The following is a 19286-nucleotide window of genomic DNA, read 5'->3' as shown; positions in this document are numbered from 1 at the left end:
GGTCGGTCGCCGAGGTTCCGCAGGTCTTTTGGATCAGCGGCGCGTTGTTCTGCGTGTTGTCGGGAGCGATGCTCAGACACAGCCGGCTGCTCTCCGCCACAATTCGAAACGTCGGCTTGCCGGGGACCGAACGGAATCGCCACTGGTCGTTCGTCCCCGCCGCGGTGCACGGATGATGCACGATCGGAGTGTTGGCCGTCATCAGATTGTTCTTGACGGTGACGCAGCCATCTATCACCCGGGTAGCGGGATTGAACCGCCCGATATGGTACGTACCGTCATTCAACGGGACAACCGCCAGGCCTTGAGAGAGCTCCGTAGCGCCAGCGCAGTCGGTCTGCGTAACCGGCCTATTGTCATTCGCATCGGGCACGGCACGTAGGTCGTAGGTGAGACATCGTCCGGTGTAGGCGGCCTTCACCCTGATTCCAAAGTCCAGACGCGGAGCCGCCGACACTTGAGTAGCCGGCACAATCAACGACCCAGCTATCAACGCCGTCGCTGCCGCGCCGACCGCCGACCGGCGACCAGCGGTCCGCGATGTCTTTTCCCCCATAACAGCCTCCATCGAAATGCCCAGGTACCGGCGCCGCAGCCGGAAGTTACTCAAAGAGGTCGTTTATCAGCCAGCGGCAAACAACTCCTCGAGGAATTCGGGTGGCCGACCCGGGCCGAGTCGCCGGCAGCTAGGGCGGCTTTATCGGCGGGCATTCGGCCGCAGCGAGGGCGGCACGGTTCGGTTCGCGGACCCGGCGACCACCGAGTCAAGGCCGGCGGCCGAAATCACCGGCGAGGCGCAGCCGAGGTTGCCGAGTTCTGCGCCGTCGGCCGGCCGGAGCGGTCAGCGTCCGTCGAGCGCGCGCGTGCCAGGTCTGCCGCATGTCTCTCCCCCGTGAGCGCACGAAGCCATCGACGAACATGGCTTCGCACATGCGCGGACACTATGACATCAGGGTCACCACGCCCGCAACCTCCATTCAGGACGGTGGGGCCGCTTCGATCATGCCGCGCCCAGCCATGAGCCGGCCGGGCCGGCGTGGCCGGCACCGCCGCCGGGGGCGAGACTTTCCGGCCCGCTCCCAGAACGCCCATTCACCAGCATCTCGCCCATCTATCGACACCGAACAGCTTCCCTATGCCTGTTCGTTACCTGAACGAGCGTTGATCGTCATTGGAACTGCTTACGCTGCGGCGCACTAAGGTCCTCGGAAGGATAAAACTCAATGCGTCGATCTATGCCCACGGCCGGGGTCGCCAAACGGCCCGGGACAGGGTGGGGCACGCCGGTGCCACCGGCTTTCCGATCCCCGACTGTGCTTCGCGCCCTCGGTGCGGCCGTCGTGGCCACCGCTCTCAGCCTGAGCTTCGCCGGTCCGGTTCGCGCCGCGGAAGTGGCCACCGAACCATTCATCAGCGAAATTCACTATGACAATTCCGGCACTGACAGCGGTGAGGCAATCGAGATCGAGGCCCCCGTCGGCTTCGATCTGACCGGTTGGCAGATCGTGCTCTACAACGGCACCGGCGGTGCCGCGTACGGGACCACGACGCTGAGCGGGGTGGTGCCGGCCGCGGGCGTGGTCGTGCAGAACTACCCGGCGAACGGACTCCAGAACGGCGCACCGGACGGTGTGGCGCTGGTGAACGCGGCCGGCGCGGTCACCGAGTTCCTGACGTACGAGGGCACCTTCGCCGCCACCGGCGGTCCCGCGTTGGGCACCTCCGGCGTGGACATCGGCGTCGCCGAGGGTGACGGCACAGCGGCCACCGACTCGCTGCAGAAGATCGACGGCACCTGGCGGGCCCCGGCCGCGAGCAGCTTCGGCAAGCTCAACACCGTTGCCCCGGACCCCGATCCGGACCCGGATCCCGAGCTCGGCTGCACCGTCGCGGTCGACCACACGATCGCCGAGGTGCAGGGCACCGGCGCGGCCACCGGCCTGGCCGGCACCCGGGTCACCGTCGAGGGCGTCGTGACCGCCGACCACCGCACCGGTGGCTACAACGGCATCTACGTGCAGACCGCCGGCAGCGGCGGGGACCGCCCAGTCGCCGCGGGCACGGCCTCCGACGCCGTCTTCGTCTTCCTGCCCACCGGCACCGCCCCGGCGGTCGCCATCGGTGACCGGGTGCGCGTCAGCGGCACGGCGAACGAGTTCAACTCGGTCACCCAGTTGAGCATCGCGGCGAAGTCCGACGTGCAGATCTGCGCGCACGGCGCGCCGCTGCCCGCGCCCGTACCGCTGAGCCTGCCGCTCGGCGACGAGGCCCGCGAGTCCGCCGAGGGGATGCTGGTGGCCCCGGTCGGGGCGTACTCGGTCTCGGACGTCTACAACACCAACCGGTTCGGCGAGATCATCCTCGCCGCCGGCAACGCCCCGGCCCGCGTGCCGACCGACGTGGCCCGCCCCGGCACCCCGGAGGCGGCGCAGGTCAAGGCGGCGAACAAGCTCGGCCGGATCCTGCTCGACGACGGCAAGACGACCAACCTGTCCGCGGCCGGCCTCGCGCCGCCGTACCTGTCGAAGGACGACCCGGTCCGGGTCGGTGACACGGTCGAGTCGTTCGGTCCGGCGGTCCTCGGCTTCAGCTTCAGCGAGTGGCGCCTGCAGCCGACCACCCCGGTCGACGCGGCCACCCCGCCCGCGTCGCGCACGACGTTCAAGGACACCAACCCGCGCACCGCGGCTCCGGTCAACGTCGGTGGCGACATCCGGCTGGCCAGCTTCAACGTCCTGAACTACTTCGTGCACTTCGGCGGCGAGGCCCGTGGGGCCACCACCCCCGAGGCGCTGGCCAAGCAGCAGGCGAAGATCGTCTCGGCGATCACCGCGCTCGACGCCGACGTGATCGCGCTGATGGAGATCGAAAACTCCATCCGGTTCAACGCCGAGGACCCGCAGCAGGCGCTCAAGACGCTGGTCGGCGCGCTGAACGCGGTCGACGGCGAGGGCACCTGGGACTACGTGCGGTCGCCGGCGGAACTGCCCGCCGCGACCCAGCAGGACTTCATCACCACGGCGATCATCTTCAAGCCCGCCAAGGTCACGCCGAAGGGCGCCGCGCGGGCGATCAACGACGAGTCGGTGTGGTCCAACGCCCGCGAGCCGATCGCGCAGGCGTTCACCTCGGGCACCATCACCTTCACCGTCGTGGCGAACCACTTCAAGTCCAAGAGCGCCTCGACCCCGCCGAGCGGCGACAACGTCGACAGCGGCGACGGGCAGGGCCCGTACAACGGTGACCGGGTCCGGCAGGCCAACTCGCTGGCGGCCTTCGTCGACCGGCTGAAGACCGACAGCGGCAGCGACCAGGTGCTGCTGCTCGGTGACCTCAACGCCTACACCCAGGAAGACCCGATGCAGGCCCTGTACGCCAAGGGCCTCACCGACGTGCACAGCACCGGCGCGCCGGGCAAGCACTCGTACGTCTTCGGCGGCGAGACCGGATCGCTCGACCACGGGCTGGCCACGGCCTCCCTCGCCAAGCGGGTCACCGGTGTCGACATCTGGAACATCAACTCCGTCGAGTCGTTCGCCTTCGAATACGACGGCTTCGCGCCGTTCTACGACGCAGGTCCGTACCGGGCCAGCGACCACGACCCCGTCGTGATCGGTCTGGAGACCGGGCCTCCCCCGCCGGTCGACCTGCAGCTGCTCAGCATCAACGACTTCCACGGGCGGCTGGAGTCGCCGGCGACCGTCAACGGCCAGGCCGTCGGCGGCGCGGCGCAGCTCGTCGGGCTGGTCGACCAGCTGCGGGCGGCGAACCCGAACACCGCGTGGGTCTCCGCCGGTGACAACATCGGGGCGTCGACGTTCATCTCCGCGATCGACGGGGACAACCCGACCATCGACGCGCTGAACGCCGGTGGCCTGAACGTCTCCGCGGTCGGCAACCACGAGTTCGACAAGGGCCTCGCCGACCTGCTGGGCCGGGTCGAGGACCGCGCCAACTTCCCGTTCCTGGCCGCGAACGTCTACAAGGACGACAAGCGGGTGCTGCCCGGCTACACGGTGCAGACCCTGGGCGGCGTCCGGGTCGGCTACATCGGCGTCGTGACCGAGCAGACCGGCTCGCTGGTCAGCCCGGATGGCATCGCCGGCGTGCAGTTCCGCGACCCGGTGGCCGAGGCGAACAAGCTGGCCACCGAGCTCTCGGACGGCAACGAGGCGAACGGCGAGGCCGACGTGCTGGTGCTGCTCGCGCACGAGGGCGCCGCGTCGGAGCACATCGGCTCCGTGGCGGACCTGGTGGCCGACCCGGTCTTCGGCGACTTCACCAAGGTCAGCGCCGAGATCGACGCCATCTTCAGCGGCCACACCCACCAGCCGTACGCCTTCCAGGTGCCGGTCCCCGGCACCACCAAGACCCGCCCGGTCATCCAGGCGGAGGACTATGGCGAAAAGCTCGGCAAGGCGGTGCTCACCTACGACCCGACCACCGGCTCGGTCACCTCGTCCACCGCTGAGTTGCTCTCCGTCGTCGGGGCGACGCCGAACGCGGCGGTCGCGGGCATCGTGGCCACCGCCAAGGCGAAGGCCGCGGAGCTCGGCAAGCAGCCGCTCGGCAAGATCACCGCGGAGATCCTGCGGGGCTACGTCAACGGCACCGAGAACCGCGGCGTCGAGTCGGCGATGGGCAACTTCATCGCCGACGTCCAGCTGGACCAGACCAAGGACGCCGGGCGCGGCGGAGCGCAGATCGCGCTGATGAACCCGGGCGGCCTGCGCGCCGACCTCAAGTTCGGCACCGACGGCACGGTCACCTACGCGGACGCGTTCGCCGTGCAGCCGTTCTCGAACGACGTCGTGACCCAGACCCTCACCGGCGCCCAGATCAAGCAGGCGCTGGAAGAGCAGTGGCAGCCGGACGGGGCTTCCCGCCCGCTGTTGCACCTGGGTGTGTCGAAGGGGCTCACCTACTCCTACGACGACAAGCAGCCCAGGAACCAGCGGATCATCGCCTCGTCGCTGAAGCTCAACGGGGTCACGCTGAGCCCGACGGGCACCTACCGGGTCACGACGAACTCGTTCCTCGCCGCCGGCGGGGACAACTTCGTCACCCTGGGCAAGGGCACCGACCGCAAGACGACCGGCGACAACGACCTGACCATGCTGGTCAACTACTTCGTCGGACACACCCCGGTCACCGCGGACCCGCAGCCGCGGTCCACGGTCGGCGTCCTGGACGGCACCGCGCCGACCGGCACCTTCACCCTCGACGCCACGGCGATCTGGCCGGGCCAGACGGTGAAGCTGACCCAGACCGCGCTTGCCGACGACGTGAGTGCGGCGGCGGCGATCGGCCGGGTCATCACCTGGGGCGACGGCAGCGCGCCGCAGACCCTGGCGGCCGGTGCGACCACCGCCACCCACACGTACCAGAAGGTGGGTAGCTACCAGGTCTCGGTGGCGCTGACCGACGAGGCGGGCAACACCGCGGCGGCCGGGTTCACTGGGGCGTCCAAGGTGGACGTGACGGCCCAGCCGGGCCGGTACGCGCTCAACACGAAGTCGATCTGGGCCAGCCAGTCCGTCAAGCTCAGCCTGAGCGGAGTGGGCAGCGCCGACAAGGTGTCGGTGGCCTGGGGCGACGGGGCGATCTCGACGATGTCGTCGAACGTCACCAGCGCCGCGCACGTCTACCCCAAGGCCGGGACGTTCACGGTCAAGGTCACGCCGTTCAGCAAGGCCGGTGCCGGCACGCCGGTCACCGTCGGCTCGGTCAAGGTCACCAAGGACACCTACAAGCCGGTCGTGACCTTCAACGTGCCGAAGAACGCCACCAAGGCGTCCTCCTGGTCGAAGATCACCGGGACGGCGACCGACAAGGGCGTCGGGGTGGCCCGGGTCCGGGTGAAGCTGATCGAGCAGCGCAGCGGCAAGTGGTACTACTACACCGGCCGCACCTGGGTGAAGACCACGTCGAAGAGCAAGGCCTCGGCCAAGGCCGCGGTGATCACCGTGACGCCGAGCGCCAAGGGCGCCTGGAGTCTCGGCCTCAAGGGCGTCAAGAAGGGCACCCTGACGGTCACCTACTGGGGCTCCGACAAGGTCGGTAACACGTCCACCGGCAAGAGCTACACCAAGAAGATCACCAAGTAACGCCGCACCAAAAACGGAAGGCCCGCACCGATCAGGTGCGGGCCTTCCGCCGTTTCCGTGCTGAACAAGCAGGTCAGATGAGGCTAGGCGTCAGCGACGCGGTCCGCCGGGACCGCCGTGGCCGGGACCGCCGGGGCCGCCGTGGCCCGGTCCGCCGGGGCCACCGTGACCGCCGGGGCCACCGTGACCGCCGGGGCCACCGTGGCCGCCGGGGCCGCCGTGGCCGTGGCCGCCGGGGCCACCGTGGCCGTGGCCGCCGTGGCCGCCGCCGTGCCAGTCCTGCTCGACCTCGAGGCGCCAGAAGATCCGGAAGCCACGACGCACGCGCTCGCACTCGTGGTCGTCCCAGCGGTTGAAGCGCTCACCGATCCAGCCGACTCGCTCGCACTCGCGGCGGGTGCGGTAGTAGCCGACGACCCAGTCGCGGCTGCGGTCGGCGTCGGCCTGCTGCTGGGTGCTCTGCTTGGCGGCCGTGGTTCCCTGGGCGGTCGACGTCGACGCCGCCGCGGGAGCTGCGCTGAACGTCGCACCGGCGACCAGCGCCATTCCGGCCATGGCCAGCATTCGTGTTGCCTTACTCATGGAACCACCTTTTCTCGGCTGGTTTATTGCTAGATCCACGAAATCATGATCGAGTGCCTGAATTGTGGACCTACGTGGACTTTAACCCGATTAGGTGATATTCCGTGTCGTATGCGTAGGAGGCCGGAAACCCGAAAATGGTTTCCGAGATCCGCTAATCCTCCGAACGGCTGATGAGCGCTCAACCAGTGGCCATCCAGGCTCATACTTTCAGCCCATTAGTACCGGTTCTGCCCCCATTGGCGCCGCGCCCATTCAGCACCAATTCCGGCCGGAATAGCGCCGGAAATAGGCGCCTGACCTGCGGTGCGTCGCGGCGGTGAAGGGTGCCGATTCGATGATCAAGAGAGCGCTCTCTGGTGCCGATTTTAACCAACTGGTAGAAAAGATGAAGACCGCTTGGAGGTAGCGATGAGCAAGCTTTCCGTCCAGCTCTACTCAGTCCGAGACGCCTTCGCCGACGACCCCGCCGGCGCACTCACCCGGCTCGCCGGGCTCGGCTTCACCCAGGTCGAGCCGTACGGCGTGCTGGAGAACCTCGCCGTCCTGCGCACCGCCCTCAAGGCCAACGGCCTGACCGCGCCGACCGCGCACGCCCAGCTTCTCGGCCGGCCGCACGACCAGGACCAAGGCGTCGACCAGCACGCCGTGTTCGCCGCGGCCGCCGAGCTCGGCATCGGCGTCGTCATCGATCCCATGGTGGAGCCGGCCCGCTGGCAGGATCCCGCCGACATCGCCGCCACCGCGGTCGCGCTCAACGACGCGGCGAAGGTGGCCGCCGGGCACGGCGTCACCGTCGGCTACCACAACCACTTCTGGGAGCTGGAGTCCCGGATCGGCGACCGGACGGCCCTCGAGGTCCTCGCCGAGCAGCTCGACCCCGCCGTGGTGCTGGAGGTGGACACCTACTGGGCCACGGCCGGCGGCGCGGACACGCCCGCCCTGCTGCGCCGGCTCGGCGACCGGGTGCGCGCGATCCACGTCAAGGACGGCAGCCTCGCCACCGACGGCTCCGGCCAGGTCCCCGCCGGCCAGGGCCGGGTTCCCGTCGCGGACATCCTCGCCGCCGCGCCGGCGGCCCTGCGCGTCGTCGAGTTCGACCACTACGACGGGGACATCTTCACCGGCCTCGCGGCCAGCCTCGCGTTCCTGCGGCGCAGCGAGCAGCCGAACGGAACCACGCGGTGAGCGCCGGACCGGTTCGCGTCGGCGTCATCGGGGCGGGCACCATCAGCGAGACGTACCTGCGGAACCTCACCAGCTTTCCCGACCTCGACGTCCGCATGGTCGCCGACCTGGACACCGACCGGGCCGCCGCGCAGGCGGCCCGGCACGGCGTCCCCGCCGCGGGCACCGCCCGCGAGCTGCTCGCCGACCCGGCCGTCGAGCTCGTCGTCAACCTGACCATCCCGGCCGCCCACGTCGACGTCGGCCTGGCCGCGCTCGAAGCCGGCAAGCACGTCTGGGCGGAGAAGCCCCTCGCGCTCGATCGCCCGTCCGCCCGCAAGCTCCTCGATCGGGCCCACGAGCTGGACCTCAGGGTGGCCAGCGCGCCGGACACGGTGCTCGGTGCGGGGCTGCAGACCGCGCGGCGGGCGATCGACGCCAGCTTGATCGGCGAGCCGCGGACGGCCCTGGCCTTGTTCCAGTCGCCCGGCCCGGAGAGCTGGCATCCCGCCCCGGAGTTCCTGTTCCAGTCCGGCGGGGGTCCGCTGCTGGACATGGGCCCGTACTACCTGACCGCGCTGGTGCACCTGCTGGGCCCGATCCGCCGGGTCACCGCCACCGGCGGCCGGGCCCGCGAGACCCGGGTGATCGGCTCCGGTCCGCGAGCCGGTACGGAGTTCCCGGTCACCGTGCCCACCACCGTGACGGCGCTGCTGGAGTTCGCCCGGGGCGGCTCCGCGCAGGTGGTGCTGACCTTCGACTCGGCACTGCCCCGGACCACCCTCGAGATCGCCGGCACCCTCGGCACCGCCGTACTCCCGGATCCGAACCGTTTCGACGGCCCGACGCTGCTGCATCCGCTCGCCGGCGGCGACCCGCGGGAACTGGCCGCGCAGGGTCACCCGGCCTCGCGCGGCACCGGCGTCCTTGAGCTGGCCCGGGCGATCCGGTCCGGGGTGCCGGAACGGGCCTCGGGAGCGCTCGCCTACCACGTGCTCGACGCCATGCAGTCCATGGAGGAGTCCATCAGCGACCAGCGACCGGTGGTCGTGCAGAGCGCCGCCGAGGCGCCACCCACCCTGCCGGCCGACTGGGATCCCTACGCCCGTTCTGTCTAGTCCAGCGGGATGGTCAGCAGGTCCTGCAGGTAGAAACGCAGCGCGCCGACCAGGTCCACCACGCTGCCGTTGGAGAGCCACTGCACCTGCAGGCCGTCCATCACCGCGACCAAGTTCAGGCCCGCGAGCTCGGGGTCGACGCCGGCGCGGAGTTCGCCCCGCGCGGCCAGCACGCGGAACGAGTCGACCGCGTACGCGCGGGCCAGCCGGTAGTGCCGTTCGAAGTAGTCGTGGGCGGGATGGTCCGCCGCGACTGCTTCGGCGGCCAGCCGGGCGTAGACGTCGACGATGCCGGGGTGGCGCACGTTGTGCTCGGCGAGCGCGACCAGGTGGGCCAGCGCCTCGCGGCCGGGCGGGACAGACAGCCGCTCACGCTCGTCGTCCTCGGCGTCCCGGCGCTCCAGCACCGCCGTGAGCAGGGACTCCTTGGTCGGGAAGTAGTACAGCAGGCCGGCGTGGGTGATGCCGACGCGGCGGGCGATCTCGCGCAGGGACGAGCCGTGGTAGCCGGCTTCCGCGTACACGGCGACCGCCGTCGTGATGATGTCCTCGCGACGGATCCGGCCCTTGAGATAGCCCCCGGTCACCTGGTAATCATGCCGCATGACGGACACACCGACCGTTCATCACCACGGCCACCACTCGCCACCGTACGGCCATCACCGCCGAGCAGTCTCCCTGCACATGCGCCGTACCCTTGCCATGATCCTGGCCGCCACCACCGTGGCCCTGCCGGTCGCCGCCGGTCCCGCCCAGGCCGCCGGAAAGCAGCCGGGCGACCGGCTGGTCACCGCCCGCGCCGAGACGCCCGCGCTCTTCGACGACGAGGCCGGCGGCGACGCCGATGCCGACGACCCCGCCATCTGGGTCAACCCGCGGGACAGGGCACGGAGCCGGGTGATCGGCACCGCCAAGAACGGCGGCCTGCGCGTCTACGATCTGGCCGGCCGCGAGGTCCAGGCGATCGCCACTCCGGCCGACGGCCGATTCAACAATGTGGACATCGTCACCGGCTTCCGCCTCGGCAAGCTGACCACCGACCTCGCCGTGGTCACCGACCGCGGCCGCGACCAGCTCCGCTTCTACCGGATCAACCCGGCCACCAGCCGGCTCGAAGACGTCACCGTCGCCGACCCGCCGCTGCTCTTCTCCGCCGACCAGGCCGAGGTCGAGCAGCAGGCCACCGGCTACGGCCTGGCGACGCACGGCGACCTGGCCGTGGTCAGCCGCCGGCACACCACCCGGCTCGGGTTCTTCCGGCTCCGGGCGAGCGGCGGCAAGGTCACCTACACCCGACGCGAGACGCTGGACCTGCCGAAGAGCTTCCGGCTGCCGAACGGGACGACCTGGCAGCCGTGCGGCGACCCGGGCGAGGACCCGCAGGTCGAGGGCATGGTGATCGACACCCGGGCGAACGTGCTCTACGCCAGCCAGGAGGACGTCGGCCTGTGGCGGATCGACCTGCGGACCAAGCGCCGGTCGATCGTCGAACGCGTCGCGGAATACGGCGTCCCGTTCAGCGCGGACTGCACGCTCGACACCGAGCACGACCCCGGCTACGGCGGACGCATCCACGCCGACGTCGAGGGCGCGACGCTCTACGAGGACTACCTGCTGGTCTCCAGCCAGGGTGACAGCCGGTTCTTCGTCTACGACCGCCGCACCAACCGCCCGCTGAGCAGCTTCGCGGTGGTCGACGGCCCGGCCGCGGACGGCGTCCAGCATTCCGACGGCGCCGCCGCCACGCCGGCCCGGCTGCCCGGCTACCCGAAGGGCCTGCTGGTCCTGCACGACGGGGAGAACACCCCCGACGGCGGCCGCGTCAGCACCGGTTTCAAGTTCGTCGACTGGCGTGCGCTCGGCCTGCGGTGATGATCGCCAGGAAGCCGGCCACCGACGCCGACCAGGGAAACAGTTCGGCCCGCGCCCGGGCGGCGGCCCGGCGATCCGGGCGGTCGAGCAGGGCGCGGACCGCGGCACCGTAGGACGCGTCCGACCGGGCGGCCAGACCGGCCGTCCCGATCACCTCCGGCAGCGCGCTCGAGGCACTGACCACCACCGGCGTACCGCTGGCCAGTGCCTCGAGCGCGCCCAGGCCGAACGTCTCGATCGGACCGGGCGCCAGCGCGACGTCCGCCGTCGCGAGCAGCGCGGCCAACTCGGCGCGGTCGCGCAGGTGACCGACGAAGCGCACCGGCAGCCCGCGCTCGGCGGCCTCGGCCTGCAGGGCGGGCCGCAGCGGCCCACCGCCGGCGACGACCAGCACCGCGGGCACGCCGGCCGCGCACACCTCGGCCAGCGCCGCGAGCGAGCGCCCCGGCCGCTTCTCCGCCGACAACCGGCCGCAATGCGCCAGCAGCGCGTCGCCCGGCGCCGCCCATCGGCGCCGCCCATCGGCGCCGCAGCGCCGAATCGTGCCGGGCCGGCGAGAACAAATCAAGATCCACACCGAGGGGTACGCGGTCCACGCCGCGCACCCCGAGCCGCTCGAACTCGGCCGCCGCCCAGCCGGTGGTGCAGATGATCCGGTCGAAGCCGGTAACCGTGCGCGCGTTGAGCCGGTCGGCCAGCCACCGCCCGCGCCCGCCGCCGAAGAGCCGCAGCAGCCCGTCCAGGCTCTCGTGCGAGACCATCGTCGACGGCACGCCGTGCTGCCGCGCCCACCTGCCGGTCCAGCGCAGGGTGGTCCGGTCGGAGACCTCCAGATGATCCGGGCGGATCCGGGCCAGCGTCTGGGCGGCGCTCCCGGTCCGGCCGGCCACGACGTCGTGACCGGCGCGGGAACGGTGGACGACAAGAGCGCTGTTCGCCCGTACTTCTCCTCGGCGACGTCGGCCGTTGCCACGACTTCGGCCACAGTGAGCGCTGTGGATCGACGGAACTTGCTGCGCGCGGCTGCGGCCGCGCCCGCCGTGCCCCTGCTGACCGGGACGGCCGCCCAGGCTACGGAGCACGTGGAGCGCGGCTCCGGGCAGCGCTTCGCGCTCGCCGTGCTGCCGGACACCCAATACCTCTTCGACGCCGACAGCGCGGATCCCGCGCCGCTGCGTGAGACGTTCCGCTACCTGCTGGACGAGCGGGACGTGGTCTTCATGACCCACCTCGGCGACGTCACCGAGCACGGTACGGCCGAGGAGATCGGGCTCGCCGGGGGCTGCTTCCGGCGGCTGGACGGGCGGCTGCCATACAGCGTGCTGGCCGGCAACCATGACGTGCCGTCCTCGACGGACGACCAGCGTGGCGACTCCGCCTACCTGAAGGCCTTCGGGCCGCACCGGTTCACCGAGATGCCGACCTTCGCGGGCGCGTCCGCCGACGGCTACAACAGCGCTCACCTGCTTGCCGCCGGCGGCCGGCGGTGGCTGGTGCTCGCCCTGGACTGGCGCGTCTCCGACCGCGGGCTCGCCTGGGCCCAGGCCATCCTGGACAAGCACCCGCGCGTGCCGGCGATCGTCACGACCCACGACCTGGCCTACGCCGATGACGCGGGGGTCGCCGCCCTGTCCGGCAACGGCCAGCGCCTGTGGGACCGCCTGATCAAGCGCAACGACCAGATCTTCCTGACCCTGAACGGGCACTACTGGCCGCCCGGGCGCACGGTGCTGCGCAACGACGCCGGACACGACGTTCACGTGCACATCACCAACTACCAGGACCGCTACTACGGCGGCGCGGGGATGATCCGGACGTACACGTTCGACCTCGCGCGCGGCACCATCGACGTCGAAACCTTCGCGCCGTGGTTCCTCGCCAAGCGGCCGGCGGCGCGCACCCCGCTGGAAGCGGAGACCATCGAGCTCACCGGTCCGGCCGACCGGTTCAGCCTGGAGATCGACTTCGCGGGCCGGTTCGCGGGCTTCGACCCGCCGGCGCTGCCCGCGCCCCGGCCGGCCGCGGCGGTCGTCGACCGGCACACCGCCGCCTACTGGCGCTTCGACGGCGCCGGGCAATCGGTCGCCGACGGCGCCACGGTGCGGGACCTGACCGGCAAGGGCAACGACCTCACCGTACGGCGGCTGGCGAACAGCGGCCCGGACATCCTGACGGTCTCCACCGAGCACCACCCCGGCCAGCCCGCCCACGCCAGCCTGCGCTTCGACGGCGGCAAGGGCCCGGACCGCGGCGCGATCCTGCACACCGCCCCGAACGCCGCGCTGAACGGCATGACGTTCGAGGGCGGCTACACCATCGAGGTGTTCCTGAAGCTGCCGGACCCGTTCGTCGGCGACCACGCCTGGATGGGCATCCTGAGCTGGGAGGGCCGCAGCGGCGACGCCGGCAAGCACAGCGGCTGGTCACCGCTCGAGCCGACGTGCAGCCTGAACCTGTCGCCGGAGCGCTTCCTGCAGTACGTCGTCTACCCGGCCGACCGCGACGCCGACCCGACGTCGTGGAGCCACGCCCTGCCGGTGGGCCGGTGGACGCACGTGGCGGTGGTGAACGACGGCCGCCGGACGACCCTCTGGGTCGACGGCTCGAAGATCGCCCGCAACCCGCGCGAGGCGTCGCACGGCATCGCCACCCTGGGCCGCCCCTTCGTGATCGGCGCGACCTCCTTCGACCTGCGGTACGACCAGGGCTTCTACGGCTGGCTCGGCGACGTCCGGGTCACCGCCCGGGCGCTGACCCCACGGCAGTTCCTCCAGCGCCTGGGGTGACGCCGTCGTAGGGTCGAGACATGTCGACGATCGTCACCAGCGACGGGGTCACCCTGCACTACACCGACGAGGGCGGTGGGCTGCCCGTGGTGCTCATCGCCGGCTTCACCGCCTCGGCCGAGACGTGGGAGTTGCAACGCCGGGCGCTGCGCGACGCCGGCTACCGGGTGCTCGGCTTCGACCGGCGCTCGCACGGCAGTTCGGAGAGTCCCGCGTACGGCCAGCGGATGGCCCGGCACGGCAAGGACATCCACGACTTCCTCGACGCCGCCGGCCTCGGCCAGGTGGTCCTGGTCGGCGGGTCGATGGGCGCCAGCGCGATCTGGGCCTACTACGACCTGTTCGGCGCCGACCGGCTGCGCGGCGTCGTCACGGTCGATCAGACCCCGAAAATGGTCAACGACGAGGTCTGGCGGTTCGGCTGCTACGGCCTGACCCGCGACAACCTCGGCACGTTCTTCGAGGACGGCGTCCCGGACACCGGGCGCGGCATGCCGGTCGCCGAGTCGGTCCAGCGGATCGGCCGGCTGATCGAGGCGCTCGGCCGGGTGCCGCGGATGAGCGACGCCCGGGCCCCGGAGACCTGGCCGCTGCTGCAGGACCACGCGGAGCAGGACTGGCGTGACGTGGTCGCCCGGCTCGCGGTGCCGAGCCTGTTCATCGCGGGCCGCGACAGCCAGCTGTGGCCGAGCGAGCACGCGACCGCCGCGGCGGCCACCAACTCCCGGGCGGCTGCGCTGATCATCGACGATAGTGGGCACCCGGTGAACATCGACCAACCCGACCTGATGAACGAGGCCCTGCTGAAGTTCCTGGCCGGCCTGGCATGACGGATTCGCTCGCGGCGAACCTGCCGGGCCTTTCGCTCGCGGCGGACCTGCCGGGCCTCGACCTGATCGTCGACCCGGACGTGCTCGCCTCGCTGAGCCACGACGACGCCGAGTGGGCAGCCGCGGGCAGGCCGGTCGCCGCGGTCCGCGCCCGGACCACGGCCGAGGTGAGCGCGATCGTCGCGGCCTGCGCCGCCCGCGGCATCCCGGTGGTCCCCCGCGGGGCGGGCACCGGGCAGTCAGGCGGGGCCAACGCGGTCGACGGCTGCCTGATCCTGGACCTGTCCCGGATGAACAAGATCCTGGAGATCGACCCGGACAACATGATCGCGGTGGTCCAGCCCGGCGTCGTCAACGACGACCTGAAGGCGGCGGTCGCCAAGCACCGCCTCTGGTATCCCCCGGACCCGGCCAGCGCGCCCTGGTCGACCATCGGCGGCAACGTCGCGACGAACGCCAGCGGCCTCTGCTGCCTGAAATACGGCGTGACCAGGGACTACGTGCTCGGCCTGCAGGCCGTCGTGGGCGGCCCGGCGGGCGCATACGGTACGGCGGTGCGTCTCGGCCACCGCACCACGAAGGGCGTGGCCGGCTACGACCTGGTCAGCCTGTTCGTCGGCAGCGAAGGCACGCTCGGCGTCGTCACCGAGGTCACGCTGCGCCTGCGCCCGGCTCGCGCCGCTGCGCCCCGTACCGTCGTGGGCGCTTTCGACAGCATCGTTGCCGCCGGCGAGGCGGTGGCCGCGACCACCCGCCTGGGCCTGCTCCCGACGGCCCTGGAGCTCATGGACCGGGCCTGCCTGCAAGCGGTCGAGGAGTGGAAGCATCTGGGCCTGTCTGCGACCGCGGAGGCCCTGCTCCTCGCGCAGATCGACACACCGGGAGAGTCCGGCCAGGCCGAGGCGGACGCCCTGGCCCAGGTCTTCCGGGACGCGGGTGCACAGTGGGCCGAGCAGTCAACGAACGAATTCGAGGCGGAGGCGCTGTTCTCGGCGCGCCGGCTGGCCTACCCGGCGATGGAACGCCTGGGTCCGGTGCTGACCGAGGACGTGTGCGTGCCCCGGTCGGCCGTGCCGGCGATGCTCGGCTCGATCGAGGAGATCGCAACCCGACACGGCGTCACGATCGCGACCGTCGCCCACGCGGGCGACGGCAACCTGCACCCGCTGATCCGGACGCAGCCGGGCGACGACGCGGCCCGGGAGGCCGCGGAGGCGGCATTCGAGGAGATCCTGGCGGCGGCCATCGCCCTGGACGGCACGGTCACCGGCGAGCACGGCGTGGGCCTGCTGAAGCGGCGCGGCATGCGGCAGGAACTGGCGCCGGCGGTGCTGGCGATGATGCAGGCGGTGAAGCAGACGCTGGACCCGCAAGACCTGTTCAACCCCGGCAAGGTAACCGGCGACCCGGACAACTGACCGTCGACGCCCATACCCACCGCCTCCGTCGCCACACGGTCCCGCCGGCAGACTCCGCCCCTTGCCTTTTTGCCCTTGGTGGCTCTGCCGGCCCGGAAATGCAAATGGAGCCCGCCCCCGACCGGTGGGCGAGCTCCATAAAAGGAGAAGGCCCACACCATCACTGGTGTGGGCCTTCTCTGACGTTAAGTCCGGCGGCGTCCTACTCTCCCACACCCTCCCGAGTGCAGTACCATCGGCGCTGGAGGGCTTAGCTTCCGGGTTCGGAATGAGACCGGGCGTTTCCCCTCCGCTATAACCACCGAAACAGCTGCCAGCAATCACAAACAACACCATGACCGGTTGTTTGTAAGCTGTGAATCACACAGTGGACGCGTAGCACAAAGTTTAGGGTAGTTAAGCCCTCGGCCTATTAGTACCGGTCGACTGAACCTATTACTAGGCTTACATCTCCGGCCTATCAACCCAGTAGTCTAGCTGGGGGCCTTACCCACTCAAAGGTGGTGGGATACCTCATCTCGAAGCGAGCTTCCCGCTTAGATGCTTTCAGCGGTTATCCCTTCCGAACGTAGCCAACCAGCCGTGCCCCTGGCGGGACAACTGGCACACCAGAGGTTCGTCCGTCCCGGTCCTCTCGTACTAGGGACAGCCCTTCTCAAGTATCCAACGCGCACGGCGGATAGGGACCGAACTGTCTCACGACGTTCTAAACCCAGCTCGCGTACCGCTTTAATGGGCGAACAGCCCAACCCTTGGGACCTGCTACAGCCCCAGGATGCGACGAGCCGACATCGAGGTGCCAAACCATCCCGTCGATATGGACTCTTGGGGAAGATCAGCCTGTTATCCCCGGGGTACCTTTTATCCGTTGAGCGACACCGCTTCCACACGCAAGTGCCGGATCACTAGTCCCGACTTTCGTCCCTGCTCGACCTGTCAGTCTCACAGTCAAGCTCCCTTGTGTACTTACACTCAACACCTGATTGCCAACCAGGCTGAGGGAACCTTTGGGCGCCTCCGTTACCTTTTAGGAGGCAACCGCCCCAGTTAAACTACCCACCAGACACTGTCCCTCGACCCGATCAGGGCCGCAAGTTAGATACCCAAATCCAACAGAGTGGTATTTCAAGATTGCCTCCACCCGAACTGGCGTCCGAGCTTCACCGGCTCCCACCTATCCTACACAATTACATTCGGATACCAATGTCAAGCTATAGTAAAGGTCCCGGGGTCTTTCCGTCCTGCCGCGCGTAACGAGCATCTTTACTCGTACTGCAATTTCGCCGGGCCTGTGGTTGAGACAGTGGGGAAGTCGTTACGCCATTCGTGCAGGTCGGAACTTACCCGACAAGGAATTTCGCTACCTTAGGATGGTTATAGTTACCACCGCCGTTTACTGGCGCTTAAGTTCTCCGCCTCGCCCTTACGGGCTAACAGGTCCCCTTAACGTTCCAGCACCGGGCAGGCGTCAGTCCATATACATCGTCTTACGACTTGGCATGGACCTGTGTTTTTAGTAAACAGTCGCTTCCCCCTGCTCTCTGCGGCCATACCACGCTCCACCCGCAAGGGGCTTCACGCGTCCGGCCCCCCTTCTCCCTAAGTTACGGGGGCAATTTGCCGAGTTCCTTAACCACAGTTCGCCCGTCGCCTCGGTATTCTCTACCTGACCACCTGTGTCGGTTTGGGGTACGGGCCGCTCGGAACATCGCTAGAGGCTTTTCTCGGCAGCATAGGATCACTGACTTCACCTGAATCGGCTCGGCATCACGTCTCAGCCTATATGCGCCACGGATTTGCCTATGGCACGGCCTACACGCTTACCCCGGCACAACCACCGGCCGGGATCAGCTACCTTCCTGCGTCACCCCATCGCTAAACTACTACCCACCAGGATCCCAGACTCCACACCCTTGGTCCGAAGACCGCCGGCACTTCGCGTGGTTAGCATAGTAAGGTTCGTCTTGGGCGCTCCTTCGCGGGTACGGGAATATCAACCCGTTATCCATCGACTACGCCTCTCGGCCTCGCCTTAGGCCCCGACTCACCCAGGGCGGATTAGCCTGGCCCTGGAACCCTTGGTCATCCGGCGGAAGGGTTTCTCACCCTTCATTCGCTACTCATGCCTGCATTCTCACTCGTGCAACCTCCACGGCTAGGTCACCCTGCCGCTTCACCGGTAGCACGACGCTCCCCTACCGACCCACACACCTGCATCAACCGGTAAACCGGCCAACGGGGTTATTATGTGAGTCCCACAGCTTCGGCGGTGTGCTTGAGCCCCGCTACATTGTCGGCGCGGAACCACTTGACCAGTGAGCTATTACGCACTCTTTAAAGGATGGCTGCTTCTAAGCCAACCTCCTGGTTGTCTAAGCGATCCCACATCCTTTTCCACTTAGCACACGCTTAGGGGCCTTAGCTGGTGATCTGGGCTGTTTCCCTCTCGACTACGAAGCTTATCCCCCGCAGTCTCACTGCCGCGCTCTCACTTACCGGCATTCGGAGTTTGGCTGATTTCGGTAAGCTTGTAGGCCCCCTAGACCATCCAGTGCTCTACCTCCGGCAAGAAACACGCGACGCTGCACCTAAATGCATTTCGGGGAGAACCAGCTATCACGGAGTTTGATTGGCCTTTCACCCCTAACCACAGGTCATCCCCCAACTTTTCAACGTTGGTGGGTTCGGTCCTCCACGCAGTCTTACCCACGCTTCAACCTGCCCATGGCTAGATCACTCCGCTTCGGGTCTAGAACATGCGACTAAAGACGCCCTCTTCAGACTCGCTTTCGCTACGGCTACCCCACACGGGTTAACCTCGCCACATGCCACTAACTCGCAGGCTCATTCTTCAAAAGGCACGCCATCACCCCAACAAGGAGGCTCTGACGGATTGTAGGCGAACGGTTTCAGGTACTATTTCACTCCCCTCCCGGGGTACTTTTCACCATTCCCTCACGGTACTTGTCCGCTATCGGTCACCAGGAAGTATTCAGCCTTACCAGGTGGTCCTGGCAGATTCACGGCAGATTACAGGAGTCCGCCGCTACTCGGGAACACCACAAGGAGGTCACACATTTTCGTCTACCGGGCTCTCACCGTCTACGGCCGACTTTCCCACGTCGTTCGACTAACATGCAACTTTATAACTCCTCACCACACTGTCAGATATGATAAGTGGGTCCCACAACCCCCATGACGTAACCCCTGACAGGTATCAAACGCCACAAGTTTAGGCTAGATCCGCTTTCGCTCGCCACTACTCACGGAATCACTGTTGTTTTCTCTTCCTACGGGTACTGAGATGTTTCACTTCCCCGCGTTCCCCCCATACACCCTATGAATTCAGATGCAGGTGACACCACATGACTGATGTCAGGTTTCCCCATTCGGACACCCTGGGATC

At 68.7% G+C, this 19286-nt stretch carries 11 protein-coding genes, 2 rRNA genes and 1 pseudogene; 7 read left to right on the top strand and 7 right to left on the bottom strand.

Annotated features, from left to right (window positions below; translation table 11 throughout):
- Window positions 1-556: RICIN domain-containing protein (locus DMB66_RS36280; protein WP_158647487.1), on the bottom strand; the 556-nt coding region annotated here is incomplete at its 3' end.
- 784 nt (window positions 557-1340) lie between these two features.
- Here DMB66_RS36280 and DMB66_RS36275 point away from each other — a divergent pair.
- Window positions 1341-6107: an ExeM/NucH family extracellular endonuclease gene (locus DMB66_RS36275; protein ID WP_233625089.1), complete on the top strand. Its 4767-nt coding sequence runs from the start codon at window positions 1341-1343 to the stop codon at window positions 6105-6107.
- Between the two features lie 90 nt (window positions 6108-6197).
- Here the strand turns inward: DMB66_RS36275 and DMB66_RS36270 are convergent, their stop codons facing one another.
- On the bottom strand, window positions 6198-6689 hold the full coding sequence (locus tag DMB66_RS36270) for a hypothetical protein (RefSeq protein ID WP_125808648.1): 492 nt from the start codon (window positions 6687-6689) through the stop codon (window positions 6198-6200).
- A gap of 411 nt (window positions 6690-7100) precedes the next feature.
- Here DMB66_RS36270 and DMB66_RS36265 point away from each other — a divergent pair, with 411 nt between their 5' ends.
- Both DMB66_RS36265 and DMB66_RS36260 read left to right on the top strand, forming a co-directional pair.
- On the top strand, window positions 7101-7877 hold the full coding sequence (locus DMB66_RS36265; protein ID WP_125808647.1) for a sugar phosphate isomerase/epimerase: 777 nt from the start codon (window positions 7101-7103) through the stop codon (window positions 7875-7877).
- Window positions 7874-8974, top strand: a complete 1101-nt coding sequence (locus DMB66_RS36260) for a Gfo/Idh/MocA family protein (protein ID WP_125808646.1) — start codon at window positions 7874-7876, stop codon at window positions 8972-8974. Before DMB66_RS36265 ends, DMB66_RS36260 begins: the two co-directional genes overlap by 4 nt.
- Here DMB66_RS36260 and DMB66_RS36255 read toward each other — a convergent pair.
- A complete protein-coding gene (locus DMB66_RS36255; protein WP_125808645.1) occupies window positions 8971-9561 on the bottom strand; it encodes a TetR/AcrR family transcriptional regulator in 591 nt (196 codons plus the stop codon). The genes DMB66_RS36260 and DMB66_RS36255 overlap by 4 nt on opposite strands.
- A gap of 97 nt (window positions 9562-9658) precedes the next feature.
- On the opposite strand from DMB66_RS36255, the gene DMB66_RS36250 reads away from it, so the two are divergent.
- On the top strand, window positions 9659-10846 hold the full coding sequence (locus DMB66_RS36250; RefSeq protein WP_125808644.1) for a phytase: 1188 nt from the start codon (window positions 9659-9661) through the stop codon (window positions 10844-10846).
- Here DMB66_RS36250 and DMB66_RS64345 read toward each other — a convergent pair.
- On the bottom strand, window positions 10809-11414 hold the full coding sequence (locus DMB66_RS64345; RefSeq protein WP_233625088.1) for a glycosyltransferase: 606 nt from the start codon (window positions 11412-11414) through the stop codon (window positions 10809-10811). The genes DMB66_RS36250 and DMB66_RS64345 overlap by 38 nt on opposite strands.
- 55 nt (window positions 11415-11469) lie before the next feature.
- A pseudogene (locus tag DMB66_RS64340) lies at window positions 11470-11736 on the bottom strand (glycosyltransferase); the annotation flags it as partial.
- 105 nt (window positions 11737-11841) lie between these two features.
- On the opposite strand from DMB66_RS64340, the gene DMB66_RS36240 reads away from it, so the two are divergent.
- The 3 genes from DMB66_RS36240 to DMB66_RS36230 are packed head-to-tail and all read left to right on the top strand — an operon-like array spanning window position 11842 to window position 15880.
- The gene (locus tag DMB66_RS36240) at window positions 11842-13632 is read left to right on the top strand and encodes a LamG-like jellyroll fold domain-containing protein (protein WP_199752828.1); all 1791 of its coding nucleotides are present in this window, start codon (window positions 11842-11844) and stop codon (window positions 13630-13632) included.
- 20 nt (window positions 13633-13652) lie between these two features.
- Entirely contained in the window at window positions 13653-14462 is an 810-nt protein-coding gene (locus tag DMB66_RS36235) for an alpha/beta fold hydrolase (RefSeq protein WP_125808642.1), read from the top strand.
- The gene (locus tag DMB66_RS36230) at window positions 14459-15880 is read left to right on the top strand and encodes an FAD-binding oxidoreductase (protein WP_125808641.1); all 1422 of its coding nucleotides are present in this window, start codon (window positions 14459-14461) and stop codon (window positions 15878-15880) included. Before DMB66_RS36235 ends, DMB66_RS36230 begins: the two co-directional genes overlap by 4 nt.
- A 189-nt stretch (window positions 15881-16069) precedes the next feature.
- Here the strand turns inward: DMB66_RS36230 and rrf are convergent.
- A 5S ribosomal RNA gene (gene rrf, locus DMB66_RS36225) occupies window positions 16070-16186 on the bottom strand.
- Between the two features lie 86 nt (window positions 16187-16272).
- Window positions 16273-19286: ribosomal RNA gene (locus DMB66_RS36220) — 23S ribosomal RNA — on the bottom strand; the annotation flags it as partial.

The sequence above is a fragment of the Actinoplanes sp. ATCC 53533 genome (assembly GCF_003947245.1).
The sequence above is the reverse complement of the archived record's forward strand: the minus strand, read 5'-3'. Positions and strand labels throughout refer to the sequence as shown.

What these genes read in the sequence shown, in the direction of transcription:
- DMB66_RS36270 (WP_125808648.1), bottom strand. Translation starts at nt 6,689, where the DNA reads ATGAGTAAGGCAACACGAATGCTGGCCATGGCCGGAATGGCGCTGGTC.
- DMB66_RS36265 (WP_125808647.1), top strand. Translation starts at nt 7,101, where the DNA reads ATGAGCAAGCTTTCCGTCCAGCTCTACTCAGTCCGAGACGCCTTCGCC.
- DMB66_RS36250 (WP_125808644.1), top strand. Translation starts at nt 9,659, where the DNA reads ATGCGCCGTACCCTTGCCATGATCCTGGCCGCCACCACCGTGGCCCTG.
- DMB66_RS36235 (WP_125808642.1), top strand. Translation starts at nt 13,653, where the DNA reads ATGTCGACGATCGTCACCAGCGACGGGGTCACCCTGCACTACACCGAC.
- DMB66_RS36230 (WP_125808641.1), top strand. Translation starts at nt 14,459, where the DNA reads ATGACGGATTCGCTCGCGGCGAACCTGCCGGGCCTTTCGCTCGCGGCG.